The 19,201-nt window shown below is 64.4% G+C and carries 13 protein-coding genes; 4 read left to right on the top strand and 9 right to left on the bottom strand.

The genetic code is table 11. The features are described from left to right. Nucleotides 1-112 precede the first annotated feature (112 nt). The 3 genes from ACN8M7_RS08530 to ACN8M7_RS08520 all read left to right on the top strand — a co-directional run bounded on the left by ACN8M7_RS08530 (nt 113) and on the right by ACN8M7_RS08520 (nt 6,891). Complete coding sequence (locus tag ACN8M7_RS08530) at nt 113-3,217, top strand: multidrug efflux RND transporter permease subunit (RefSeq protein WP_490260475.1); 3,105 nt, start codon at nt 113-115, stop codon at nt 3,215-3,217. After that, nucleotides 3,214-4,692, top strand: a complete 1,479-nt coding sequence (locus ACN8M7_RS08525) for an efflux transporter outer membrane subunit (protein WP_490260474.1) — start codon at nt 3,214-3,216, stop codon at nt 4,690-4,692. Before ACN8M7_RS08530 ends, ACN8M7_RS08525 begins: the two co-directional genes overlap by 4 nt. A gap of 150 nt (nt 4,693-4,842) precedes the next feature. Beyond that, nucleotides 4,843-6,891, top strand: a complete 2,049-nt coding sequence (locus ACN8M7_RS08520) for a putative bifunctional diguanylate cyclase/phosphodiesterase (protein ID WP_490260473.1) — start codon at nt 4,843-4,845, stop codon at nt 6,889-6,891. A gap of 23 nt (nt 6,892-6,914) precedes the next feature. Here ACN8M7_RS08520 and ACN8M7_RS08515 read toward each other — a convergent pair whose 3' ends face one another. Further along, nucleotides 6,915-7,922 carry a TRAP transporter substrate-binding protein gene (locus tag ACN8M7_RS08515; protein WP_490260472.1) on the bottom strand — a complete coding sequence of 336 codons (1,008 nt, stop codon included), beginning with the start codon at nt 7,920-7,922 and terminating at the stop codon, nt 6,915-6,917. 312 nt (nt 7,923-8,234) lie between these two features. Between ACN8M7_RS08515 and tam the strand changes: the two genes are divergently transcribed. After that, nucleotides 8,235-8,996, top strand: coding sequence for a trans-aconitate 2-methyltransferase (tam, locus tag ACN8M7_RS08510; protein WP_490260471.1), 762 nt, complete (start codon nt 8,235-8,237; stop codon nt 8,994-8,996). 126 nt (nt 8,997-9,122) lie between these two features. Here tam and nuoN read toward each other — a convergent pair whose 3' ends face one another. The 8 genes from nuoN to nuoG all read right to left on the bottom strand — a co-directional run bounded on the left by nuoN (nt 9,123) and on the right by nuoG (nt 19,173). Then, nucleotides 9,123-10,607 (bottom strand): NADH-quinone oxidoreductase subunit NuoN, encoded by a 1,485-nt coding sequence (gene nuoN, locus ACN8M7_RS08505; protein WP_490260470.1) that lies wholly within the window; start codon nt 10,605-10,607, stop codon nt 9,123-9,125. Nucleotides 10,608-10,626: 19 nt separating this feature from the next. Next, nucleotides 10,627-12,156, bottom strand: a complete 1,530-nt coding sequence (gene nuoM, locus ACN8M7_RS08500) for an NADH-quinone oxidoreductase subunit M (protein WP_490260469.1) — start codon at nt 12,154-12,156, stop codon at nt 10,627-10,629. Nucleotides 12,157-12,169: 13 nt separating this feature from the next. Next, the gene (gene nuoL / locus ACN8M7_RS08495; RefSeq protein WP_490260468.1) at nt 12,170-14,020 is read right to left on the bottom strand and encodes an NADH-quinone oxidoreductase subunit L; all 1,851 of its coding nucleotides are present in this window, start codon (nt 14,018-14,020) and stop codon (nt 12,170-12,172) included. Then, nucleotides 14,017-14,325: an NADH-quinone oxidoreductase subunit NuoK gene (nuoK, locus tag ACN8M7_RS08490; protein ID WP_061239282.1), complete on the bottom strand. Its 309-nt coding sequence runs from the start codon at nt 14,323-14,325 to the stop codon at nt 14,017-14,019. The genes nuoL and nuoK overlap by 4 nt, the downstream gene beginning before the upstream one ends. Beyond that, entirely contained in the window at nt 14,322-14,831 is a 510-nt protein-coding gene (gene nuoJ, locus ACN8M7_RS08485; protein WP_017360843.1) for an NADH-quinone oxidoreductase subunit J, read from the bottom strand. Before nuoJ ends, nuoK begins: the two co-directional genes overlap by 4 nt. A gap of 67 nt (nt 14,832-14,898) precedes the next feature. After that, entirely contained in the window at nt 14,899-15,447 is a 549-nt protein-coding gene (gene nuoI / locus ACN8M7_RS08480; RefSeq protein ID WP_061239283.1) for an NADH-quinone oxidoreductase subunit NuoI, read from the bottom strand. 13 nt (nt 15,448-15,460) lie between these two features. Further along, on the bottom strand, nt 15,461-16,453 hold the full coding sequence (gene nuoH, locus ACN8M7_RS08475; protein ID WP_490260467.1) for an NADH-quinone oxidoreductase subunit NuoH: 993 nt from the start codon (nt 16,451-16,453) through the stop codon (nt 15,461-15,463). After that, nucleotides 16,450-19,173 carry an NADH-quinone oxidoreductase subunit NuoG gene (gene nuoG / locus ACN8M7_RS08470; RefSeq protein ID WP_490260466.1) on the bottom strand — a complete coding sequence of 908 codons (2,724 nt, stop codon included), beginning with the start codon at nt 19,171-19,173 and terminating at the stop codon, nt 16,450-16,452. Before nuoG ends, nuoH begins: the two co-directional genes overlap by 4 nt. Between the last annotated feature and the right edge of the window lie 28 nt (nt 19,174-19,201).

Below are 19,201 nucleotides of genomic sequence, written 5' to 3'. Positions count from 1 at the left end.
GTAGGAGCGGCTTCAGCCGCGAATATCCCGCAACGGCCTGTTCGCGACTGAAGCGGAATGCCGCCCAGCCGCTCCTACAGGATTGGCGAAGCCTTGGCGGGGCCAATCACGCATGAATTTGTCCGCGCCCTTCATCCGTCGCCCGGTGGCCACGCTGCTGTTGAGCCTGGCGATCATGCTGCTCGGCGGCGTCAGCTTCGGTCTGCTGCCGGTATCGCCGCTGCCGAACATGGACTTCCCGGTGATCACCGTGCAGGCCAGTCTGCCCGGGGCCAGCCCGCAGATCATGGCGGCCACGGTGGCCACGCCGCTGGAACGCTCGCTGGGCAGCATCGCCGGCGTCAACCAGATGAACAGCAACAGCAGCCAGGGCAATACGCGGATCATGGTCGAGTTCGATCTCGACAAGGACATCAACACCGCAGCCCGTGAGGTGCAGGCGGCGATCAACGCGGCACGCGAGCTGTTGCCCAGCGGCATGCGCAGCATGCCCAGCTATCGCAAGATCAACCCTTCGCAAGCGCCGATCATGGTCATCTCGCTGACCAGCGATAGCCTGAACAAGGGGCAGCTGTACGACGTCGCTTCGACCATCCTGGCGCAGAAGCTGTCGCAGGTTTCAGGGGTGGGCGAAGTGCAGGTCGGCGGCAGTTCGCTGCCCGCCGTGCGCGTGGCGCTGGAGCCGCGCCTGCTCGATCAGTACGGCATCGCCCTCGACGAGGTGCGTCAGGCCATCGCCGCCAGCAATGCGCTGAAACCCAAGGGCGCCGTGGAGGATCCGCAGCGCCGCTGGCAGGTGCAGGCCAGCGACCAGTTGGCCAAGGCCGCAGACTACATGCCGATGATCATCCGCTACCAGAACGGTGCGGCCGTGCGCCTGGGCGACGTGGCGAGCGTGACCGATGGCGTCGAGGATCGCTACAACAGCGGTTTCTACAACGACCAGGAAGCAGTGCTGCTGGTGATCAACCGGCAGAGCGGGGCGAACATCCTGCAGACCATCAGCGACATTCGCGCCGAGCTGCCGGCCTTGCGCGAGGTGATGCCGGCCAGCGTCAAGCTGGAGGTGGCCATGGACCGCTCGCCGGTGATCCGCGCCACGCTGCACGAAGCCGAGCAGACCCTGCTGATCGCCGTGGGCCTGGTGATGCTGGTGGTGCTGGCGTTTCTCGGCCGTTGGCGGGCGGCGCTGATTCCGGCGCTGGCGGTGCCGGTGTCGCTGATCGGCAGCTTCGCCGCCATGTACCTGCTGGATTTCTCCCTGAACAACCTGTCGCTGATGGCGTTGATCATCGCCACCGGGCTGGTGGTGGACGATGCCATCGTGGTGCTGGAGAACATCTCCCGGCACATTCGCAATGGCGAGCATCCGCTGGAGGCGGCGCTCAAGGGTACGCGCGAAGTGGGGTTCACCTTGCTGTCGATGAACCTGTCGCTGGTCGCAGTGTTCATCTCCATCCTGTTCATGGGTGGCATCGTCGAGCGCCTGTTCCGTGAGTTCTCCCTGACCCTGGCGGTCGCGGTGGTGATTTCCCTGCTGGTGTCGCTGACGTTGACGCCGATGCTCTGCGCACGCTGGCTCAAGGCCGAGGAGGAACAATCACGCAGCCGCCTGCAGCAATGGGGTGACCGGGTCCAGGCGCGGGTGCTGGCCTTCTACGCGCGCAGCCTGGACTGGGCCCTGCGCCACTCGCTGCTGATGCTGCTGAGTTTCCTCGCCACCATCGCACTGAACGTCTACCTGTTCGTCAGCGTGCCGAAGACCTTCATGCCGCAGCAGGACACCGGCCAGCTGATTGGTTTCATCCGTGGCGACGACGGCCTGTCGTTCCAGGTCATGCAGCCGAAGATGGAGATCTTCCGCAATGCGGTGCTGGCCGACCCGGCGGTTGAGAGCGTGGCAGGCTTCATCGGCGGCAGCAGCGGCATCAACAACGCCTTCATGATCGTGCGCCTGAAACCGATCGCCGAGCGCAGCGACTCGGCGCAGGATGTGATCAATCGCCTGCGCAACACGGTGCCCAAGGTGCCGGGCGGGCGCATGTTCCTCATGCCGGACCAGGACCTGCAGATGGGCGGGCGCCAGGGGCGCAGTTCGGAAAACGAATACATGCTGCTGTCCGATGACCTCGACGCTTTGCGTACCTGGCTGCCGAGGGTGCGCGAGGCGCTGCGCGCGTTGCCCGAGCTGACCGGTATCGACGCGCGCGAAACCGAGGGCGCACAGCAGATTCGCCTGGTGGTGGACCGTGACACGGCGCGCCGCCTGGGCGTGGACATGGCGATGGTCACGTCGGTGCTGAACAACGCCTTCAGCCAGCGCCAGGTGTCGACCATCTATCAGGCGCTGAACCAGTACAGCGTGGTGATGGAGATCAATCCCAAGTACGCCCAGCATCCCGAGGCGCTGGATCAGATCCAGTTGATCACCGGCGACGGCGCGCGGGTGCCGCTGTCGACCTTCGCCCACTGGGAGCGCAGCCTGGAGAATGACCGGGTCAGCCACCAGGGCCAGTTCGCCGTGGAGAACATCGGTTTCTCCCTGGCCGAGGGCGTCAGCCTGGATCAGGCCACCCGCGCCATCGACGCAGCCATCGCGCGGCTCAATCTGCCGACCAAGGTGCAGGGCACGCTGGGCGGCACCGGCGCGGCCTTCCAGAAGGCACAGGACAACCAGCCGCTGATGATCCTGCTGGCGCTGGTGGTGGTGTACCTGGTGCTGGGCGTGCTCTACGAGAGCTACGTGCATCCGTTGACCATTCTGTCGACCCTGCCGTCTGCCGGAGTCGGCGCCTTGCTCGCCCTGCAACTGGTGGGCATGGAGTTCAGCCTGATCTCGCTGCTGGGGCTGTTCCTGCTGATCGGCATCGTCAAGAAGAACGCCATCCTGATGGTCGACCTGGCCCTGCAGCTGGAGCGCGGCGAGCGCCTGAGCCCGCAGGAGTCCATTCGTCAGGCCTGCCTGCTGCGTTTCCGACCGATCATGATGACCACCCTGGCGGCGATTCTCGGCGCCTTGCCGCTGGTGCTGGGTAGCGCCGAAGGTTCGGAAATGCGTCAGCCGCTGGGTATCACCATCGTCGGTGGCCTGGTGCTGAGCCAGATGCTGACGCTCTACACCACTCCGGTGGTCTACCTCTACTTCGACCGCCTGCGCCATCGGGTCAATCGCTGGCGCGGCGTACGTACCGATGCTTCATTGGAAAATCCGCTATGAACCGAGCTCCCTACGCCCGAACCCTCGTCTCCCTGCTGCTGGCCGGCATGCTGGGTGGCTGCGCCCTGGGGCCTGACTACGAGCGCCCCGAGCTGGCGGCGCCGGCGCAGTTCAAGCAGGTCGAGGGCTGGAAGAGCGCGGCGCCGGCCGACGCGCTGGAGCGTGGCCAGTGGTGGGCGCTATACGGCGATGCCGAGCTCAACGCCTTGGTCGAGCGTCTGCAGTTGTCCAACCAGAACCTGGCGGCCGCGGAGGCCCAGTACCGCCAGGCGCGTGCCCTGGTGCGCGGTGCGCGAGCCAGTTTCTACCCGACGCTGTCCGCCAGTGCCGGGGTGACGCGGGCCGGGCAGGGCGGCGGTGACGGCACCATACGCAGCGCCGACGGTGTCGCGATCAGTGGTTCGGGGGCGTCGCGCATCTCCAAGAACTATGACCTCAGCCTCAATGCCGCCTGGGAGCTGGATCTCTGGGGCAAGCTGCGCCGGGGGCTGGAGGCCAGCCGTGCCGAGTTCGATGCCAGCGCCGCGGATCTGGCAGCGGCGCGCTTGAGCCTGCAGAGCGAGCTGGTGCAGAACTACCTGCAGCTGCGCGTTCTCGACGAACAGAAGCGCCTGCTCGACGCCACCGTCGCCGCTTATGCGCGTTCGCTACGTCTGACCGAGAACCAGTACCGCGCCGGCATCGTGCCCAAGTCCGATGTGTCCCAGGCCACCACGCAGCTCAAGAGCACCCAGGCGCAGGCCATCGACCTGCAGTGGCAGCGCACGCAGCTCGAACATGCCATTGCCGTACTGGTCGGCGTGAGCCCGGCCGAGCTGTCCATCGCACCGCGCGAGAGCCTGCCGGCATTGCCCGAGGTGCCTGTGGCGCTGCCTTCGCAGCTGCTCGAACGGCGTCCTGATGTCGCCGCGGCCGAGCGTCGGGTGATGGCTGCCAACGCGCAGATCGGCGTAGCCGAGGCGGCCTGGTTCCCGGATCTGACGCTCTCGGCCAGCGGCGGCTACCGGGGCAGCAGCTTCGCCGACTGGATCGAGGTCCCCAATCGTTTCTGGTCGCTGGGCCCGCAATTGGCGTTGACCCTGTTCGACGGCGGCGCCCGCCGCGCGGAGCTCGAACGTAGTGAAGCGGCCTATGATCAGACCGTTGCGCAATATCGCCAGGCGGTGCTGGACAGCTTCCGCGAAGTCGAGGACTACCTGGTGCAATTGCGCGTGCTGGAGCAGGAGAGCGGGGTGCAGCAGGAAGCGTTGGATGCAGCGCGCGAGTCGTTGCGTCTGATCGAGAACCAGTACCGTGCGGGCACCGTCGACTACAGCAGCGTGGTCACCGTGCAGGCGACGGCGCTGAACAACGAGCGCACCAACCTCACCTTGCTCGGCAGCCGACTGACCGCCAGCGTGCAGTTGATCGCGGCCCTCGGCGGCGGCTGGCAGTTGCAGCAACTGCACGATAGTGAGGCCAGCGAGGGGCGTTAGAGCGGCCTTGTTGCTCGCACCATTAATCCTGATCTGCGGGCCAGGTTTCCGTTAAGATCCGCGCTGGTTTTTAAGTGATCGCAATTGGCCAACGGCAATGTCGGCAGACATCGCCTTTCGGTCGTGCATCTTTTTACTCAGAGTGCCTCGATGCTGACTGGTAGTTACGATTTTGCCCTGGTCCTGCTTTCACTGTGCGTGGCGATCCTGGCGTCCTACACCGCCCTCGACCTGTCGGGGCGTATCGCCAGCGCCAGTGGCCGAGTGCGTGCACTGTGGATAGGCGGCGGTGCGCTGGCCATGGGCTTTGGCATCTGGTCCATGCATTTCGTTGGCATGCTCGCTTTCAGCCTGCCGATAGAGCTTGGCTACGACCTCACCATCACGCTGCTCTCATTGGCCATTGCCATGCTCGCCTCGGGCTTCGCGCTGTGGCTGGTCAGCCAGCCCGAACTGCCTGCCTGGCATCTTGGTCTGGGGGCTCTGGCCATGGGCGCCGGCATCGGTGCCATGCACTACATCGGCATGGCCGCGATGCGCATGCAGCCGGGTATCGTCTATGACCCGCTGCTTTTCGCGCTATCGCTGCTGATCGCCGTGGCGGCTTCCGGGGCGGCGCTGCTTATCGCCTTCCGCCTGCGCCGTCATACACCCCATGTGCGCCTGTTGCGTGGCGGGGCGGCGGTGATCATGGGCTTTGCCATCGTCGGCATGCACTACACCGGCATGGCGGCCGCGAATTTCCCCGAAGGCAGTTTCTGTGGTGCGGCCTTCAGCGGCCTGAACAGCAGTTGGCTGGCAAGCCTGGTGATCGTCACCACTCTTGCGGTGCTGGCCATCGCCTTGCTGACCTCGATTCTCGATGCACGTCTGGAGGCGCGCACGGAGCTGTTGAGCAGTTCGCTGGCCAAGGCCAATGCCGAACTGACTCAGTTGGCCCTGCATGATGGTCTGACCAAGCTGCCCAATCGTCTGCTGCTGGAAGACCGCGTCAGCCAGAACATCCTCAAGGTGCAGCGCAGCGGTGGGCATTTCGCTCTGCTGTTCATGGATCTGGACGGCTTCAAACCGGTCAACGATGCGTTCGGTCATCATGTTGGCGATCAGTTGCTGGTCGCGGTGGCGCAGCGCCTGCGTGTCCATCTGCGCGCCAACGACAGTCTGGCGCGCATTGGCGGCGATGAGTTCGTGCTGCTGGCCGAGTTGCGCCATCCGGATGATGCGGCTCATGTGGCCAGCCATGTGGTGGGGCTGCTTGGCCAGGCGTTCAACATCGACGGCCACGAACTGCGAGTCTCCACCAGCGTGGGCATCGCGCTGTATCCGGGGGATGGCATTGACCAGCAGGAGTTGCTGATCAACGCCGACGCGGCGATGTACCACGCCAAGAGCCTGGGCAAGAATGGTTACAGCTTCTTCGAGAGCTCGATGAACACCAATGCACGACAGCAATTGCAGTTGCTGCAGGACCTGCGTGTAGCCCTGGAACATGGCGAGCTGCGCCTGTACTACCAGCCAAAGTTCGCCAGCGGCTCTGGTCAAATGCTCGGCGCCGAGGCCTTGTTACGTTGGCAGCACCCACAGCAGGGGTTGTTGGCGCCGGTCAGCTTCATCGGGCTGGCTGAGAAGACCGGGCTGATCATTCCCATCGGTGAATGGGTGCTGGATGAGGCCTGTCGGCAAATGCGTCTGTGGTATGAGCAGGGGCACCGGGACTGGCGCGTGGCAGTCAATCTCTCGGCTTTACAGTTCTGCCACGGAGAGTTGGTCGAAACGGTTGGCAAGACCCTGGACAGGCATGCACTGCCGGCTAATTGCCTGACCCTGGAAATCACCGAAAGCACTGCCATGCATGACGTCAGCAGCAGCCAGGAGATTCTCGAGCAGCTTGCCGAAATGGGGGTGGACATCGCCATCGACGATTTTGGTACCGGCTACTCCAGCCTGCTCTATCTCAAGCGCCTGCCGGCCAATGAATTGAAGATCGATCGCGGTTTCGTGCGTGATCTGGAGCATGACGGCGACGACATGGCCATCGTCTCCGCCATCGTTGCCCTGGGCCAGGCGCTGGACCTGCGCATCGTCGCCGAGGGTGTGGAGACGCCCGAGCAGCAGGCGTTCCTTACCAAACTGGGTTGTGACTCCCTGCAGGGTTACTTGCTCGGGCATCCGCTACCGCCCGAGCAAATTCCCAGCTGACCGGGCTTGGCGGAATCCCGCCATCATTTGCGTTGCTTGCGATTGACCGTCTGCGCCGCCTTGATCACGTCGCTGCCGATCGCTGATTCGAACTGCTGCCACACCGGGCGCATGGCGTTACGCCAGGCTTCGCGCTCTTCACTGCTGAGGGTGATCAGCTGGCTGCGACCCGAATCGATGATGCGCTGGCGGTCGGCCTGGTTGGCGGCTTCAGCTTGTTTGTTCACCGCATAGGTGACCTCATCGATGATGGCTTCTAGCTCCACGCGGACCTGATGCGGGATGCGGTACCAGAAGCGCGAGTTGCTCACCAGCATGTAGTCCAGCACGCCGTGGTTGGTTTCGCTGATGAAGGGCTGCACTTCATGCAGTTTCTGGCTGTAGATGTTCGACCAGGGGTTTTCGGCGCCTTGTACCTGGCCGCTCTGCAGCGCCTTGAACACCTCGGAGAAGGGCAGCTTCTGCGTGCTCGCGCCAACCTGGCGGAATTGCGCCTCCAGTACCGCCGAGGGCTGAATGCGGAAGCTCAGGCCGTTGGCATCGCCAGGGGTGTGCAGTGCGCGCGTCGCCGAGAGCTGCTTCATGCCGTTGTGCCAATAGGCCAGGCCGACGATGTTGTGGTCTTCCATCGAGCGCAGCAGTTGGCGGCCCTTGGAGCGCTTCTGGAAACGGTTGACCGCTTCGATGTCATCGAACAGGAAGGGCAGGTCGAACACCTGCAACTGCTTGGTGTACTGCTCGAACTTGGCCAGCGATGGCGCCAGCAGCTGCACGTCATCGTTACGCAGGGCCTCCAGCTCGTTGGCATCGCCGTAGAGGCTGGAGTTCGGGTAGACCTCGACCTTGACCTTGCCGGCCAGGCGTTCTTCGACCAGTTTTTTGAACAGCAGTGCGCCCTGGCCCTTGGGCGTGTGGTCGGCGACAACGTGGGAGAACTTGATCAGGATAGGTTCATCGGCCAGTGCCGTAGTGGCACCAAAGGAGACTAACGCCAAGACGCAGGCGGCCAGGGCGCGGACTGGATTGAACATACTGCTTCCTTTTCTTCTTGTCGGTTGCGACGCCTTCGGGCGTCATCATTTGGTCGCTCCACTGTTCTGCTGGGGGGAGGTTGGCAGCGCCCCAGACAGTTCAGAGCTGATACTTATAGGGCAAGGGTTATGCCAGTGTGGCGAATTTCCGCCAGCCTGCCTGGGTTGGTAGAAACCCTGTGATCTGGCGCACAAGGTATGGCGGATAGCCGCCATGTGATGGCATTTTGTTCGGCGGAAAATTGCCGGTTGATAGGCCGTGTGCGCGGCCTGCTATCCTCTGCCGGTCGAGTGAAGCTTAGGCGTTTTTCAATGAGTTGGTCCGCGCAGCAATATTCCCTGTTCGAACGTCAACGCACACGCCCGGTACATGACCTACTGGCGGCGGTACCGCGTGATGGTGTCGAGTTGGCCGTTGACCTGGGTTGTGGCCCTGGTAACTCCACCGCCGTGTTGCAGGCGCATGTACCTGAAGCGCAACTGATCGGTATCGACATCAGTGAAGACATGTTGCGTGCGGCGCGCGAACGGCTGCCGCAGGCGACCTTTCAGTTGGCGGATATCCAGCACTGGCAGGCCGAGAACGCGCCGCAATTGATCCTGGCCAACGCGTCGTTGCAATGGCTGCCGGATCATCCCCAGCTGTACCCCAGATTGCTCGCGCAGCTGGCACCTGGAGGCTGGTTGGCGATTCAGACGCCGGACAATCTGCAGGAGCCGGCGCACCGCCTGGCCCGTGAAGTGGCGGCCGCTGGACCGTGGGCAGGGCAAATCGGCGAGGTGCGCCACCCTGAGCGGCACAGTGCGCAGGCCTACTACGACATCCTCGGTGCCCACGCCAGTGAGCTGGATATCTGGCGCACCACCTACTTCCATGTGCTGGATAATGCGGCGGCGGTGGTGGAGTGGTTCAAGTCCACGGCGTTGCTGCCGTTTTTGCAGCCGCTGGATGCCGGGCAACAGGCCGCATTTCTGCAACGCTATCAGGCGGCGATCACTGAGGCCTATCCGGCGCAGGCCGATGGTCGGGTGTTGTTGCCGTTTCCGCGGCTGTTTCTGGTGGCCCGGCGTTAGCGCAACAGGCTGTTGCGGCTAAAGCCCCTCCCACGGGGTTGGAGTGACTGGTGGGAGAGGCTTTAGCCGCGATCCTTAAAAGAAAGCCCCCGCATCTGCGGGGGCTTTTCCTTTGCGAGGCTGCGCTTAGCGTGCCAGGGCGACCAGTCCGGCCTGCTGCACCAGCTCCAGCAGCGGCTGCGGATACACGCCAAGGAAGAAGGCGAGCAGGGCGACCACCAGCAGCATGATGCCGCCAGCGCGCTGACCCCAGTCGAAGGGGGCATCATGGCGATGCAGGTTGGGCTCGCGCATGAACAGCGTGACCATCACCCGCAGGTAATAGAACACGCCTATAGCGCTGCCCAGCACCATGGCGCCGAGCAGCCACCACAGTTGCGCCTCGACACCGGCGGCGATCACGTAGAACTTGCCGATAAAGCCAGCGGTCAGCGGGATGCCGGCCAGCGACAGCATCATCACCGTGAGTACGGCGGTCAGGTACGGGCGGCGCCAGAACAGGCCGCGGTATTCGTACAAGGCATCGGCATCACGGCCGCTGTAGGGCGTGGACATCAGGGTGATCACGCCGAAGGCGCCGAGGCTGGTCAGTACGTAGGTGGCCAGGTACACGCCCACGGCTTCCACGGCCAGGCCCTTGCTGGCGATCAGCGCCACCAGCAGGTAGCCGAAGTGGGCGATCGACGAGTAACCCAGCAGGCGCTTGAGGTTGTTCTGCAGCAGTGCCAGCAGGTTGCCGAACAGGATCGAGGCAATCGCGATCAGGGTCAGCAGCTCGTTCAGCCAGCCGCCGCCCATGGCCGGGGAAATCTGGTACAGGCGCAGCAGCACGGCGAACACCGCTACCTTGCTGGCGGTGGCGAGGAAGGCCGCCACCGGCGCCGGGGCGCCTTCGTAGACATCCGGCGTCCACAGATGGAAGGGCACCAGCGACAGCTTGAAGGCCAGGCCGATCAACATCATGCCGATGCCGATCTGCACCAGTTGGCTGCTCTCGCGCATCAGGCTGATACCGATGTCGGCAAAGGCCAGGTTGCCGGACTCGGCATACAGCAGCGCCATGCCGAACAGCAGGAAGGCCGAGCCTGCCGCCGACAGCACCATGTACTTGATGCCAGCCTCCAGCGAGCGCTTGTTGAAGAAGGCGTAGGCGATCATGCCGTAGGTGGGCACCGACAGCAGCTCCAGGCCGATGAACAGGCTGGCCAGGTGCTGCGCGCTGACCAGTACCAGACCGCCAGCGGCGGACAGCAGTACCAGCAGATACAGCTCCTCGCGGTTGCCCGGATAGCCCTTGCCCGAATCGCCACCCAGGTAGGCATGGATCAGCGTGATGCAGGCCAGGCTTGCCGCCAGCACCAGGGCCATGTAGTAGCAGGCGAACTTGTCGATCAGCAGCAGCGGGGTGACCTCGAGCGGGGCCACTTCCAGCGTTGGAATCAGCGACAGCAGCGCCAGGTTCAGGCCGACTACCGAGAGGATGAAGGTGACCGTGTGATTGCGCTTGGCGGCGATGGCCAGCATCACCACCACGGCGGTGAGGCTGGTCACCAGCAGCGGCAGCAGGGCGATCAGGTGTTGCAGGGTGAATTCGACAGCGTGATGTTCCATGAGTCTCTAATCCTTACCCTTACCGGCCCGAGGCGAGTTGATCGAGGGCGCCAGCCATCCACTGCTGCACGCCATGCATGCTGGCAGCGGAGGTGTCGAGCACCGGTTGCGGGTAAACGCCAAGCAGAATCAGCAGCACGCCAAGGCCGAGCACCATGGCCAACTCGCGGGCTTTCAGACCGGGCAATGCCGCTTCCTGTTGCACCGGGCCGAAGTAGGCGCGATGGATCATCGCCAGGGCGTACACCGAGCCGAGCACCAGGCCACAGGCGGCCAGCACCACGACCCAGGGCGCGCTGGGGAAGCTGCCGAGCAGAATCAGGAACTCGCCGACGAAGTTGCCGGTGCCCGGCAGGCCCAGCGCCGCAGCGGCGAAGAACAGGCTGATGGCCGGCAGCCAGGGCATGCGCGCCCAGATCCCGCCCATCTGGCGCAAGTCACGGGTGTGCACGCGCTCGTAGAGCTGGCCGCAGAGGATGAACAGCGCGGCAGCGGACAGGCCGTGGGCGACCATCTGCACCACCGCGCCCTGCAGGGCGATCTGGCTGCCGGAGTAGATGGCGATCAGCACGAAGCCCATGTGCGACACGCTGGAGTAAGCCACCAGGCGCTTGATGTCGGTCTGCGCGAACGACAGCAGGGCGCCGTAGACGATGGCGAACACGCCGAGCCACTGGGCGATGGGCGCGAACTCCGCCGAGGCGTTGGGGAACAGGGGCAGGGCGAAGCGCAACAGGCCATAGGCGGCAGTTTTCAGCAGGATGCCGGCCAGGTCCACCGAGCCGGCAGTCGGCGCCTGGGCGTGGGCGTCCGGCAGCCAGGAGTGCACCGGCACCACCGGGAACTTCACCGCGAAGGCGACGAAGAAACCGAGCATCAGCAGGTATTCGGTACCCGGCGTCAGTTCGGTCTTCAGCAGGTCGGCGTAGTTGAAGCTGAGCACGCCGGTCTGGTTGAAGTGCACGAACACCAGGGCCAGGATCGACACCAGCATGATCAGGCCGCTGGCCTGGGTGAAGATGAAGAACTTGGTCGCGGCAGTGATGCGGGTACGGCCGTCGCTGCCGCTGTGACCCCAGAGCGCGATGAGGAAGTACATCGGCACCAGCATCATTTCCCAGAAGAAGAAGAACAGGAACAGGTCGACCGCGAGGAATACGCCGACCACGCCACCGAGAATCCACATCAGGTTGAGGTGGAAGAAGCCGACGCGGTTCTGGATCTCGTTCCACGAGCACAGTACCGAGAGCACGCCGAGCAGACCGGTGAGCGTCACCATCAGTACCGACAGGCCGTCCATCGCCAGGTGGATGGTGATGCCCATCCGCGGGATCCAGTCGATGACGAACTCGTGGGCCCAGCGCGGGCCGCCGTCCGGGGCGGGCGCCAGGGTGAAATCACCACTGACCCACAGCCACAGGCTCAGGCCGAACAGCAGAGCCATGGTGATCAAGGCGATCCAGCGTGGCAGAACATGGCCGAAGCGCTCGCCTTGCCAGCACAACAGGCCGCCGATGAAGGGGATCAGGATTAGCCAGGGCAGAATCATCAGGCTGTTTTCCTTAACTCAAAAATAGGATGGCGGCGAGCACCAGCACGGCGCCCCCGGCGATCGAAGCGGCGTACCAGCGCACCTGGCCGGTTTCGCTGCGCACCAGTGCGGCGTTGCCGCCGCGTACGAGCAGCGGGATCAGGCCGATGCTGCGGTCGATGGGGTCGCGGCGTAGCAGGTGGCAGAGCAGCAGGTAAGGGCGCACGAACAGCTTGTCGTAGAGCCAGTCGAAGCCCCAGGCGGCGAACCACAGGGCGCTCAGCAGGCGACCCGGCACGCTCTGCGCTACGGCGGAGGCGACGCGGCGCTGGCCGAGGAAGAGCAGGGCGGCAATGACGATGCCGCTCACTGCGATCAGCCCCGACAGCAGTTCCAGGCTGTGCTTGGCCTCGCCACCGGCATGCCCGGCGCTTTCCGGCAGCACGCCGGCCAGCGGCGGGGTGATCCAGGCGCCGATGAAAGTCGACAGCACGATCAGCACCAGCAGCGGCAGGTTGTGGGCGATGCCATGACCAGCGTGCGCCTCGGTCTTCTGCTTGCCGTGGAAGGCGATGAAGATCAGGCGGAAGGTGTAGATCGAGGTCAGGAAGGCACCGACCAGACCGGCGTAGAGCAGCTCGCTATGGCCGCTGGCGAAGGCTTCCCAGAGGATTTCGTCTTTGGAGTAGAAACCGGCGGTCAGCAGCGGCAGGGCGGCCAGCGCCGCACCGCCGACGATGAAGCTGGCGTAGGCCAGCGGCAGCTTCTTCCACAGGCCGCCCATCTTGAAGATGTTCTGCTCGTGGTGGCAGGCATTGATCACCGCGCCGGAAGCGAGGAACAGCAAGGCCTTGAAGAAGGCATGGGTCATCAGGTGGAAGATCGCCGCGTCCCAGGCACCAACGCCCAGGGCGAGGAACATGTAGCCGATCTGGCTCATGGTCGAGTAGGCGAGGATGCGCTTGATGTCGGTCTGTACCAGCGCGGCGAAGCCGGCCAGCACCAGAGTCACGCCGCCGACGATGCCGACCAGTTCGAGAATCTCCGGGGTCAGCAGGAACAGGCCATGGGTGCGGGCGATCAGGTACACGCCAGCGGTGACCATGGTCGCCGCGTGGATCAGCGCCGACACCGGCGTCGGGCCTGCCATGGCATCGGCCAGCCAGGTCTGCAGCGGCAACTGGGCGGATTTGCCCACCGCGCCGCCCAGCAGCATCAGCGTGGCGACCCACAGCCAGGCGTCGCCGGCCACGTATTGCTGCGGCGCCAACACCATCAGCTCCTGAATGTTCAGGGTGCCGAGGTTGATGAACAGCAGGAACATGCCAATCATCAGGAACACGTCGCCGACGCGGGTGACGATGAACGCCTTGAGCGCCGCGTTACCGTTGGGCACGTGCTTGTAGTAGAAGCCGATCAGCAGGTACGAGCACAGGCCCACGCCTTCCCAGCCGAAGAACAGCACCAGCAGATTGTCGCCGAGTACCAGCAGCAACATGCTGAAGATGAACAGGTTGGTGTAGGCGAAGAAGCGCGAATAGCCTTCTTCACCGCGCATGTACCAGCTGGCGAACAGGTGGATCAGGAAACCCACGCCGGTGACCACGCCGAGCATGGTGGCCGACAGGCCATCCAGGTGCAGGGTGAAGCTCGGCGCCAGGCCTTCGACGCTCATCCACTGCCACAGGGTCAGGCTGTAGGCGCCGCCGGACGGCGTGCTGCCGAGGAACGCGGCAATGACCCAGGCAGCGCTGGCAGCCGCCAGGCCGATGGAGCCGACACCGATCACCGCACTGGTGTTTTCCGAGAAGCGTCCGCGCGCGAAGGCCAGCAGCAGCCAGCCGAGCAGCGGGAAGAATAGAGTCAGGGCTAGAAGGTTCATCCGCGCATCTCGCTGGCAGCGTCGATATCCAGAGTGTTGAAGCGGCGATACAGCTGCAGCAGGATCGCCAGGCCGATGCTGGCCTCGGCGGCTGCCAGGGTGATCACCAGAATGAACATCACCTGGCCGTCAGCCGCGCCCCAGCGGGCACCGGCCACGACGAAGGCCAGCGCAGCCGCGTTCATCATCACTTCCAGGCTCATCAGGATGAACAGGATGTTGCGCCGCACCATCAGGCCGACCAGGCCGATGCAGAACAGTACGCCGGCCAGGGCCAGGCCATGTTCGAGTGGGATGCCGATCATGCGGTTGGCTCCTTGGCGTCGTGGCGGCCCAAGTGGTAGGCAGCGACCAGTGCGGCGAGCAGCAGCATGGAGGCCAGCTCCACGGCCAGCAGGTAGGGGCCGAACAGGCTGATGCCGACGGCCTTGGCTTCGACCGTGGTGTGGCCGATGTGGGCGTCGCTGACGTGGTTGAGCAGTACGTAGAGCAACTGCCCGAGCAGCAGGGCGCTGAGAATCGCCGGGCCGACCCAGATGCCAGGCGTCAGCCACTTGCGCTCCTGCTCGGCGGCAGCCGGGCCGAGGTTGAGCATCATCACCACGAAGACGAACAGCACCATGATGGCGCCGGCGTAGACGATGATTTCCAGCGCGCCAGCGAAGGGCGCGCCGAGGGCGAAGAACACCATCGACACCGCCAGCAGCGAGACGATGAGGTAGAGCAAGGCATGCACCGGGTTGGTGTTGGTGACCACCCCCACCGTCGCTGCCACCGCCACACCGGCGGCGAAGTAGAACGCGAATTCCATCAGAAGCTCCTCATTGCACCTCTCTCCCGCTTGAGGGAGAGAGGCTGGGGGAGAGAGTAAGAACGAGTCATGGCAACAGCCCCTTGACGTTGATCGGCTCGGCCTCGTTCTGCGCGGCGCCCTTGGGCTTGCCGGCGATGGCCATACCGGCAACGCGGTAGAAGTTGTAGTCCGGGTTTTTGCCGGGGCCGCTGATCAGCAGGTCTTCCTTCTCGTACACCAGATCCTGACGCTTGAACTCGCCCATCTCGAAATCCGGGGTGAGCTGGATCGCGGTGGTCGGGCAGGCTTCCTCGCACAGGCCGCAGAAGATGCAGCGCGAGAAGTTGATGCGGAAGAACTCCGGGTACCAGCGACCGTCATCGGTTTCGGCCTTCTGCAGCGAGATACAACCCACCGGGCAGGCTACGGCGCACAGGTTGCAGGCTACGCAGCGTTCCTCGCCGTCGGGATCGCGGGTGAGGACGATGCGGCCACGGTAGCGCGGCGGCAAATAGACCGCCTCTTCCGGGTATTGCAGGGTGTCGCGTTTGCGAAAGCCATGGCTGAAGACCATGGCCAGGCTGCGCAATTGGGTGCCGGTACCAACCAGCACGTCCCATATGTATTTGAACATTCTGTGGTTCTCCTTACTGGGCCATGGCCAGCACGACGGCGCCGGTCACCAGCAGGTTGATCAAAGTCAGCGGCAGGCAGAACTTCCAGCTGAATGCCATGACCTGGTCATAACGCGGGCGTGGGATCGACGCGCGCAGCAGGATGAAGATCATGATGAAGAAGGCCGTTTTCAGCGCGAACCAGAAGAACGGGATCTGCGGCAGGATGCCGAACGGGCCGTGCCAGCCGCCGAAGAACAGGGTCACCAACAGCGCCGATACGGTGACGATGGCCACGTACTCGCCGACGAAGAACATGCCCCATTTCATCCCGGCGTATTCGATGTGGTAACCATCGGCCAGCTCCTGCTCGGCTTCCGGCTGGTCGAACGGGTGACGGTGAGTCACGGCCACCGCTGCGATGAAGAAGGTACAGAAGCCGAAGAACTGCGGAATGATGAACCACAGGTTCTGCGCCTGGTAATCGACGATGTCGCGCATGTTGAACGAGCCGACCTGTGCCACCACGCCCATCAGCGCCAGGGCCAGGAACACCTCGTAGGAGATGGTCTGGGCCGAGGCGCGCAGGCTGCCGAGCAGGGCAAACTTGTTGTTGCTCGACCAGCCGGCGAACAGCACCGCGTAGACCGACAGGCCCGCCATGGCGAAGAAGAACAGGATGCCGATGTTCAGGTCCGCCACGCCCCAGTTCGGGGTGATGGGGATGATGGCGAAGGCCATCAGCATCGCGGCGAAGGCGATCATCGGCGCCAGGGTGAAGATGAACTTGTCGGCGAACGGCGGCGTCCAGTCCTCCTTGAAGAACATCTTGATCATGTCGGCGGCGATCTGGAACATGCCGAACGGCCCCACACGGTTGGGGCCGTAACGATCCTGCCACCAGCCGAGCAGACGGCGCTCGATGAAGCTCAGCAGCGCGCCGCAGACCACCACCACCAGCAGGATGACGATGGCCTTGAGTACCGCGATGACGATCTCGATCAGTTCGGGCGTCAACCAGCTCATTGCGCGGCCTCCTGCAGTAGGGTGACGCTGGCACCGGCGAGCGTTGCGGCAATGCCCGGCAAGCCAAGCGGCAGGCCGACCAGGCCGACGGCCAGATCGTCACGTACCTGCAGCGGCAGGCGCAGTGCCTGGCCGTTGACGCGCAGGGTCAGCAGCGCACCGTCGTTCACGCCCAGGCGTGCCGCTTCCTCACGGGCCAGGGCCACGTAGGGCTCGGGCATGCGTTCCTGGATCGGTTTGGCGCGTGCGGAATTTTCCTCGCTGCCGAACAGGTGGTGCAGCGGCGCCACCTGCCAGGTGCCGGCTGCCGGGTTGAACGCTGCATTCACCGGGAACCAGGGTAGGGCGCTGCCAGCGGCTTCGAGCAGGCGCACGCCAGGGTCGCCAGCACGCAGATGACCACCGACCTCGTCCTGGAACTTGTTCCAGGCCTGTGGCGAGTTCCAGCCCGGCGACCAGGCGAACGGAATCTGCTGACGGTCTTCCTTGCTGCCGGCGTAGCCTTCCATGGAGAAGGCGAAGGCAGTGTCCTGATCCTGTGGCTGACGCGGTTCGTGCACGCTGATGTTGGCGCGCATGGCGGTGCGGCCGCTGTAGCGATGCGGCTCGCGCGCCAGCTTGAGGCCCTTGATGCGGAACGAGGCGCTCGGCGCGGCGTCCTTGATGCCGGCCAGCTGCGGATTGCTGGCGGCGCAGGCTGCGGTGACCTGATCCAGCTGCGTCCAGTCCAGGGCCTTGCCCTGCAGGGTGCTGTGCAGCGCGTGCAGCCAGCGCCAACCTTCGCGGATCAGAATATTGCTGTCGTAGTAGCTTGGCTCATAAACCTGGAAGAAGCGCTGGGCGCGGCCTTCGAGGCTGACCAGGGTGCCGTCGCCTTCGGCGAAACTGGCCACTGGCAGCAACAGCTGGGCGCGTTCGCTGGTGGCGGTGCGCTGGTGATCGGCGACGATCACCACCTGCGCGGCGCTGAGCGCGGCATCGACCTTGGCCGCATCGGCGCGGCGGTACAGGTCGTTCTCCAGCACGATCACGGCATCGGCCTGGCCGCCACTCAGAGCATCGAGTGCGGCATCAACGGAGTCGCCGCCCTGCTCTTTATCCAGAAGAAGTGCCAGGCCCAGGCTATTGGCTTCGGGCACCACCAGGCTCAGCGAGCCATTCTTCTCACGGTTCTTCAGTGCGCTGGCGATATTGGCGGCAGCTTCGATCAGGGCTTTGTCGCCCAGCGAAGCACCAGAGACGATCAGCGGGCGTTGGGCTGCCAGCAGGGCGTCGGCGATGCGCTGCACCAGTTCGCCGGCTTCTGCATCCAGGCCGCCGACGGCCGGTGCGCTGGGGTCGATGGCGTGAGCCACGGCGAAGCCGATACGAGCCAGGTCGGCCGGCGCGGCGTGTACGCTTTCGACGGCTACATCGTCCAGGCGGGTTTCCGTTACGCTGGCGATAAACAGCGGGTGCAGGGCGTGCTGGGCGACGTTCTGCACCGCCGCCATGTGCCAGTCCTGAATGCGTGCACCGGCAGCGATCTCGGTGGCTTTGCCCTTGACCGCCTGGCGCAGGGCCAGGGCCAGGCGCGCGGCGGTCTGGGTCAGGTCTTCGCCGAGGACGAAGATGGCGTCATGCAACTCGACATCGCGCAGGGTCGGCGTCGGCAGCGGGCCGTTTTGCAGGATGTCGCGGATCAGGCGGATATTGGCCAGTTCGCCAGCGGCGATGCCGCTATAGAAGTTGCTGGCGCCCACCAGTTCGCGCAGGGCGAAGTTGGATTCCAGGCCGGCACGCGGCGAGCCAATGCCGATCACACGCTTGCCCTTGAGCAGCTCGGCGGCCTTGTCCAGCGCGGCATCGATGCCGATGGCCTGGCCGGCCAGCAGCGGTTGACGCGGGCGATCCGCGTTGTTGACGTAGCCATAGCCGAAGCGGCCACGGTCGCAGAGGAAGTACTGGTTCACCGAGCCGTTGAAGCGGTTCTCGATGCGGCGCAGTTCGCCGTAGCGCTCACCGGGGCTGATGTTGCAGCCGCTGGAGCAGCCATGGCAGATGCTCGGGGCGAACTGCATGTCCCACTTGCGGTTGTAGCGTTCGGAGTGGGTCTTGTCGGTGAACACGCCAGTCGGGCAGACCTCGACCAGGTTGCCGGAGAACTCGCTTTCCAGCGTGCCGTCCTCGACGCGACCGAAGTACACGTTGTCGTGCGCGCCGTAGACGCCCAGGTCGGTGCCGCCGGCGTAGTCCTTGTAGTAGCGCACGCAACGGTAGCAGGCGATGCAGCGGTTCATCTCGTGGGCGATGAAGGGGCCGAGTTCCTGGTTCTGGTGGGTACGCTTGGTGAAGCGATAACGACGGGCGTTGTGCCCGGTCATCACCGTCATGTCCTGCAGGTGGCAGTGACCGCCTTCCTCGCACACGGGGCAGTCGTGCGGGTGGTTGGTCATCAGCCATTCGACGACGCTGGCGCGAAACGCCTTGGACTCCTCGTCGTCGATGCTGATCCAGGTGTTGTCAGTGGCTGGCGTCATGCAGGACATGACGATACGACCACGGGTGTCGTTCTCATCGCTGTACTGCTTGACCGCACACTGGCGGCACGCGCCGACGCTGCCAAGCGCCGGGTGCCAGCAGAAGTAGGGGATATCGAGTCCGAGGGACAGGCAGGCCTGCAGGAGGTTGTCTGCTCCATCGACTTCGAAATCTTTGCCGTCTACGTGGATAGTGGCCATTTCTTTAAGTCTTCGTTTACCCGCTGGT

Source organism: Pseudomonas spartinae (assembly GCF_965197125.1).
Classification (GTDB): Bacteria; Pseudomonadota; Gammaproteobacteria; order Pseudomonadales; family Pseudomonadaceae; genus Aquipseudomonas; species Aquipseudomonas composti_A.
This window is presented reverse-complemented; position numbering and strand designations above follow the sequence as displayed.

What these genes read in the sequence shown, in the direction of transcription:
- ACN8M7_RS08530 (WP_490260475.1), top strand. Translation starts at nt 113, where the DNA reads ATGAATTTGTCCGCGCCCTTCATCCGTCGCCCGGTGGCCACGCTGCTG.
- ACN8M7_RS08525 (WP_490260474.1), top strand. Translation starts at nt 3,214, where the DNA reads ATGAACCGAGCTCCCTACGCCCGAACCCTCGTCTCCCTGCTGCTGGCC.
- ACN8M7_RS08520 (WP_490260473.1), top strand. Translation starts at nt 4,843, where the DNA reads ATGCTGACTGGTAGTTACGATTTTGCCCTGGTCCTGCTTTCACTGTGC.
- ACN8M7_RS08515 (WP_490260472.1), bottom strand. Translation starts at nt 7,922, where the DNA reads ATGTTCAATCCAGTCCGCGCCCTGGCCGCCTGCGTCTTGGCGTTAGTC.
- tam (WP_490260471.1), top strand. Translation starts at nt 8,235, where the DNA reads ATGAGTTGGTCCGCGCAGCAATATTCCCTGTTCGAACGTCAACGCACA.
- nuoN (WP_490260470.1), bottom strand. Translation starts at nt 10,607, where the DNA reads ATGGAACATCACGCTGTCGAATTCACCCTGCAACACCTGATCGCCCTG.
- nuoM (WP_490260469.1), bottom strand. Translation starts at nt 12,156, where the DNA reads ATGATTCTGCCCTGGCTAATCCTGATCCCCTTCATCGGCGGCCTGTTG.
- nuoL (WP_490260468.1), bottom strand. Translation starts at nt 14,020, where the DNA reads ATGAACCTTCTAGCCCTGACTCTATTCTTCCCGCTGCTCGGCTGGCTG.
- nuoK (WP_061239282.1), bottom strand. Translation starts at nt 14,325, where the DNA reads ATGATCGGCATCCCACTCGAACATGGCCTGGCCCTGGCCGGCGTACTG.
- nuoJ (WP_017360843.1), bottom strand. Translation starts at nt 14,831, where the DNA reads ATGGAATTCGCGTTCTACTTCGCCGCCGGTGTGGCGGTGGCAGCGACG.
- nuoI (WP_061239283.1), bottom strand. Translation starts at nt 15,447, where the DNA reads ATGTTCAAATACATATGGGACGTGCTGGTTGGTACCGGCACCCAATTG.
- nuoH (WP_490260467.1), bottom strand. Translation starts at nt 16,453, where the DNA reads ATGAGCTGGTTGACGCCCGAACTGATCGAGATCGTCATCGCGGTACTC.
- nuoG (WP_490260466.1), bottom strand. Translation starts at nt 19,173, where the DNA reads ATGGCCACTATCCACGTAGACGGCAAAGATTTCGAAGTCGATGGAGCA.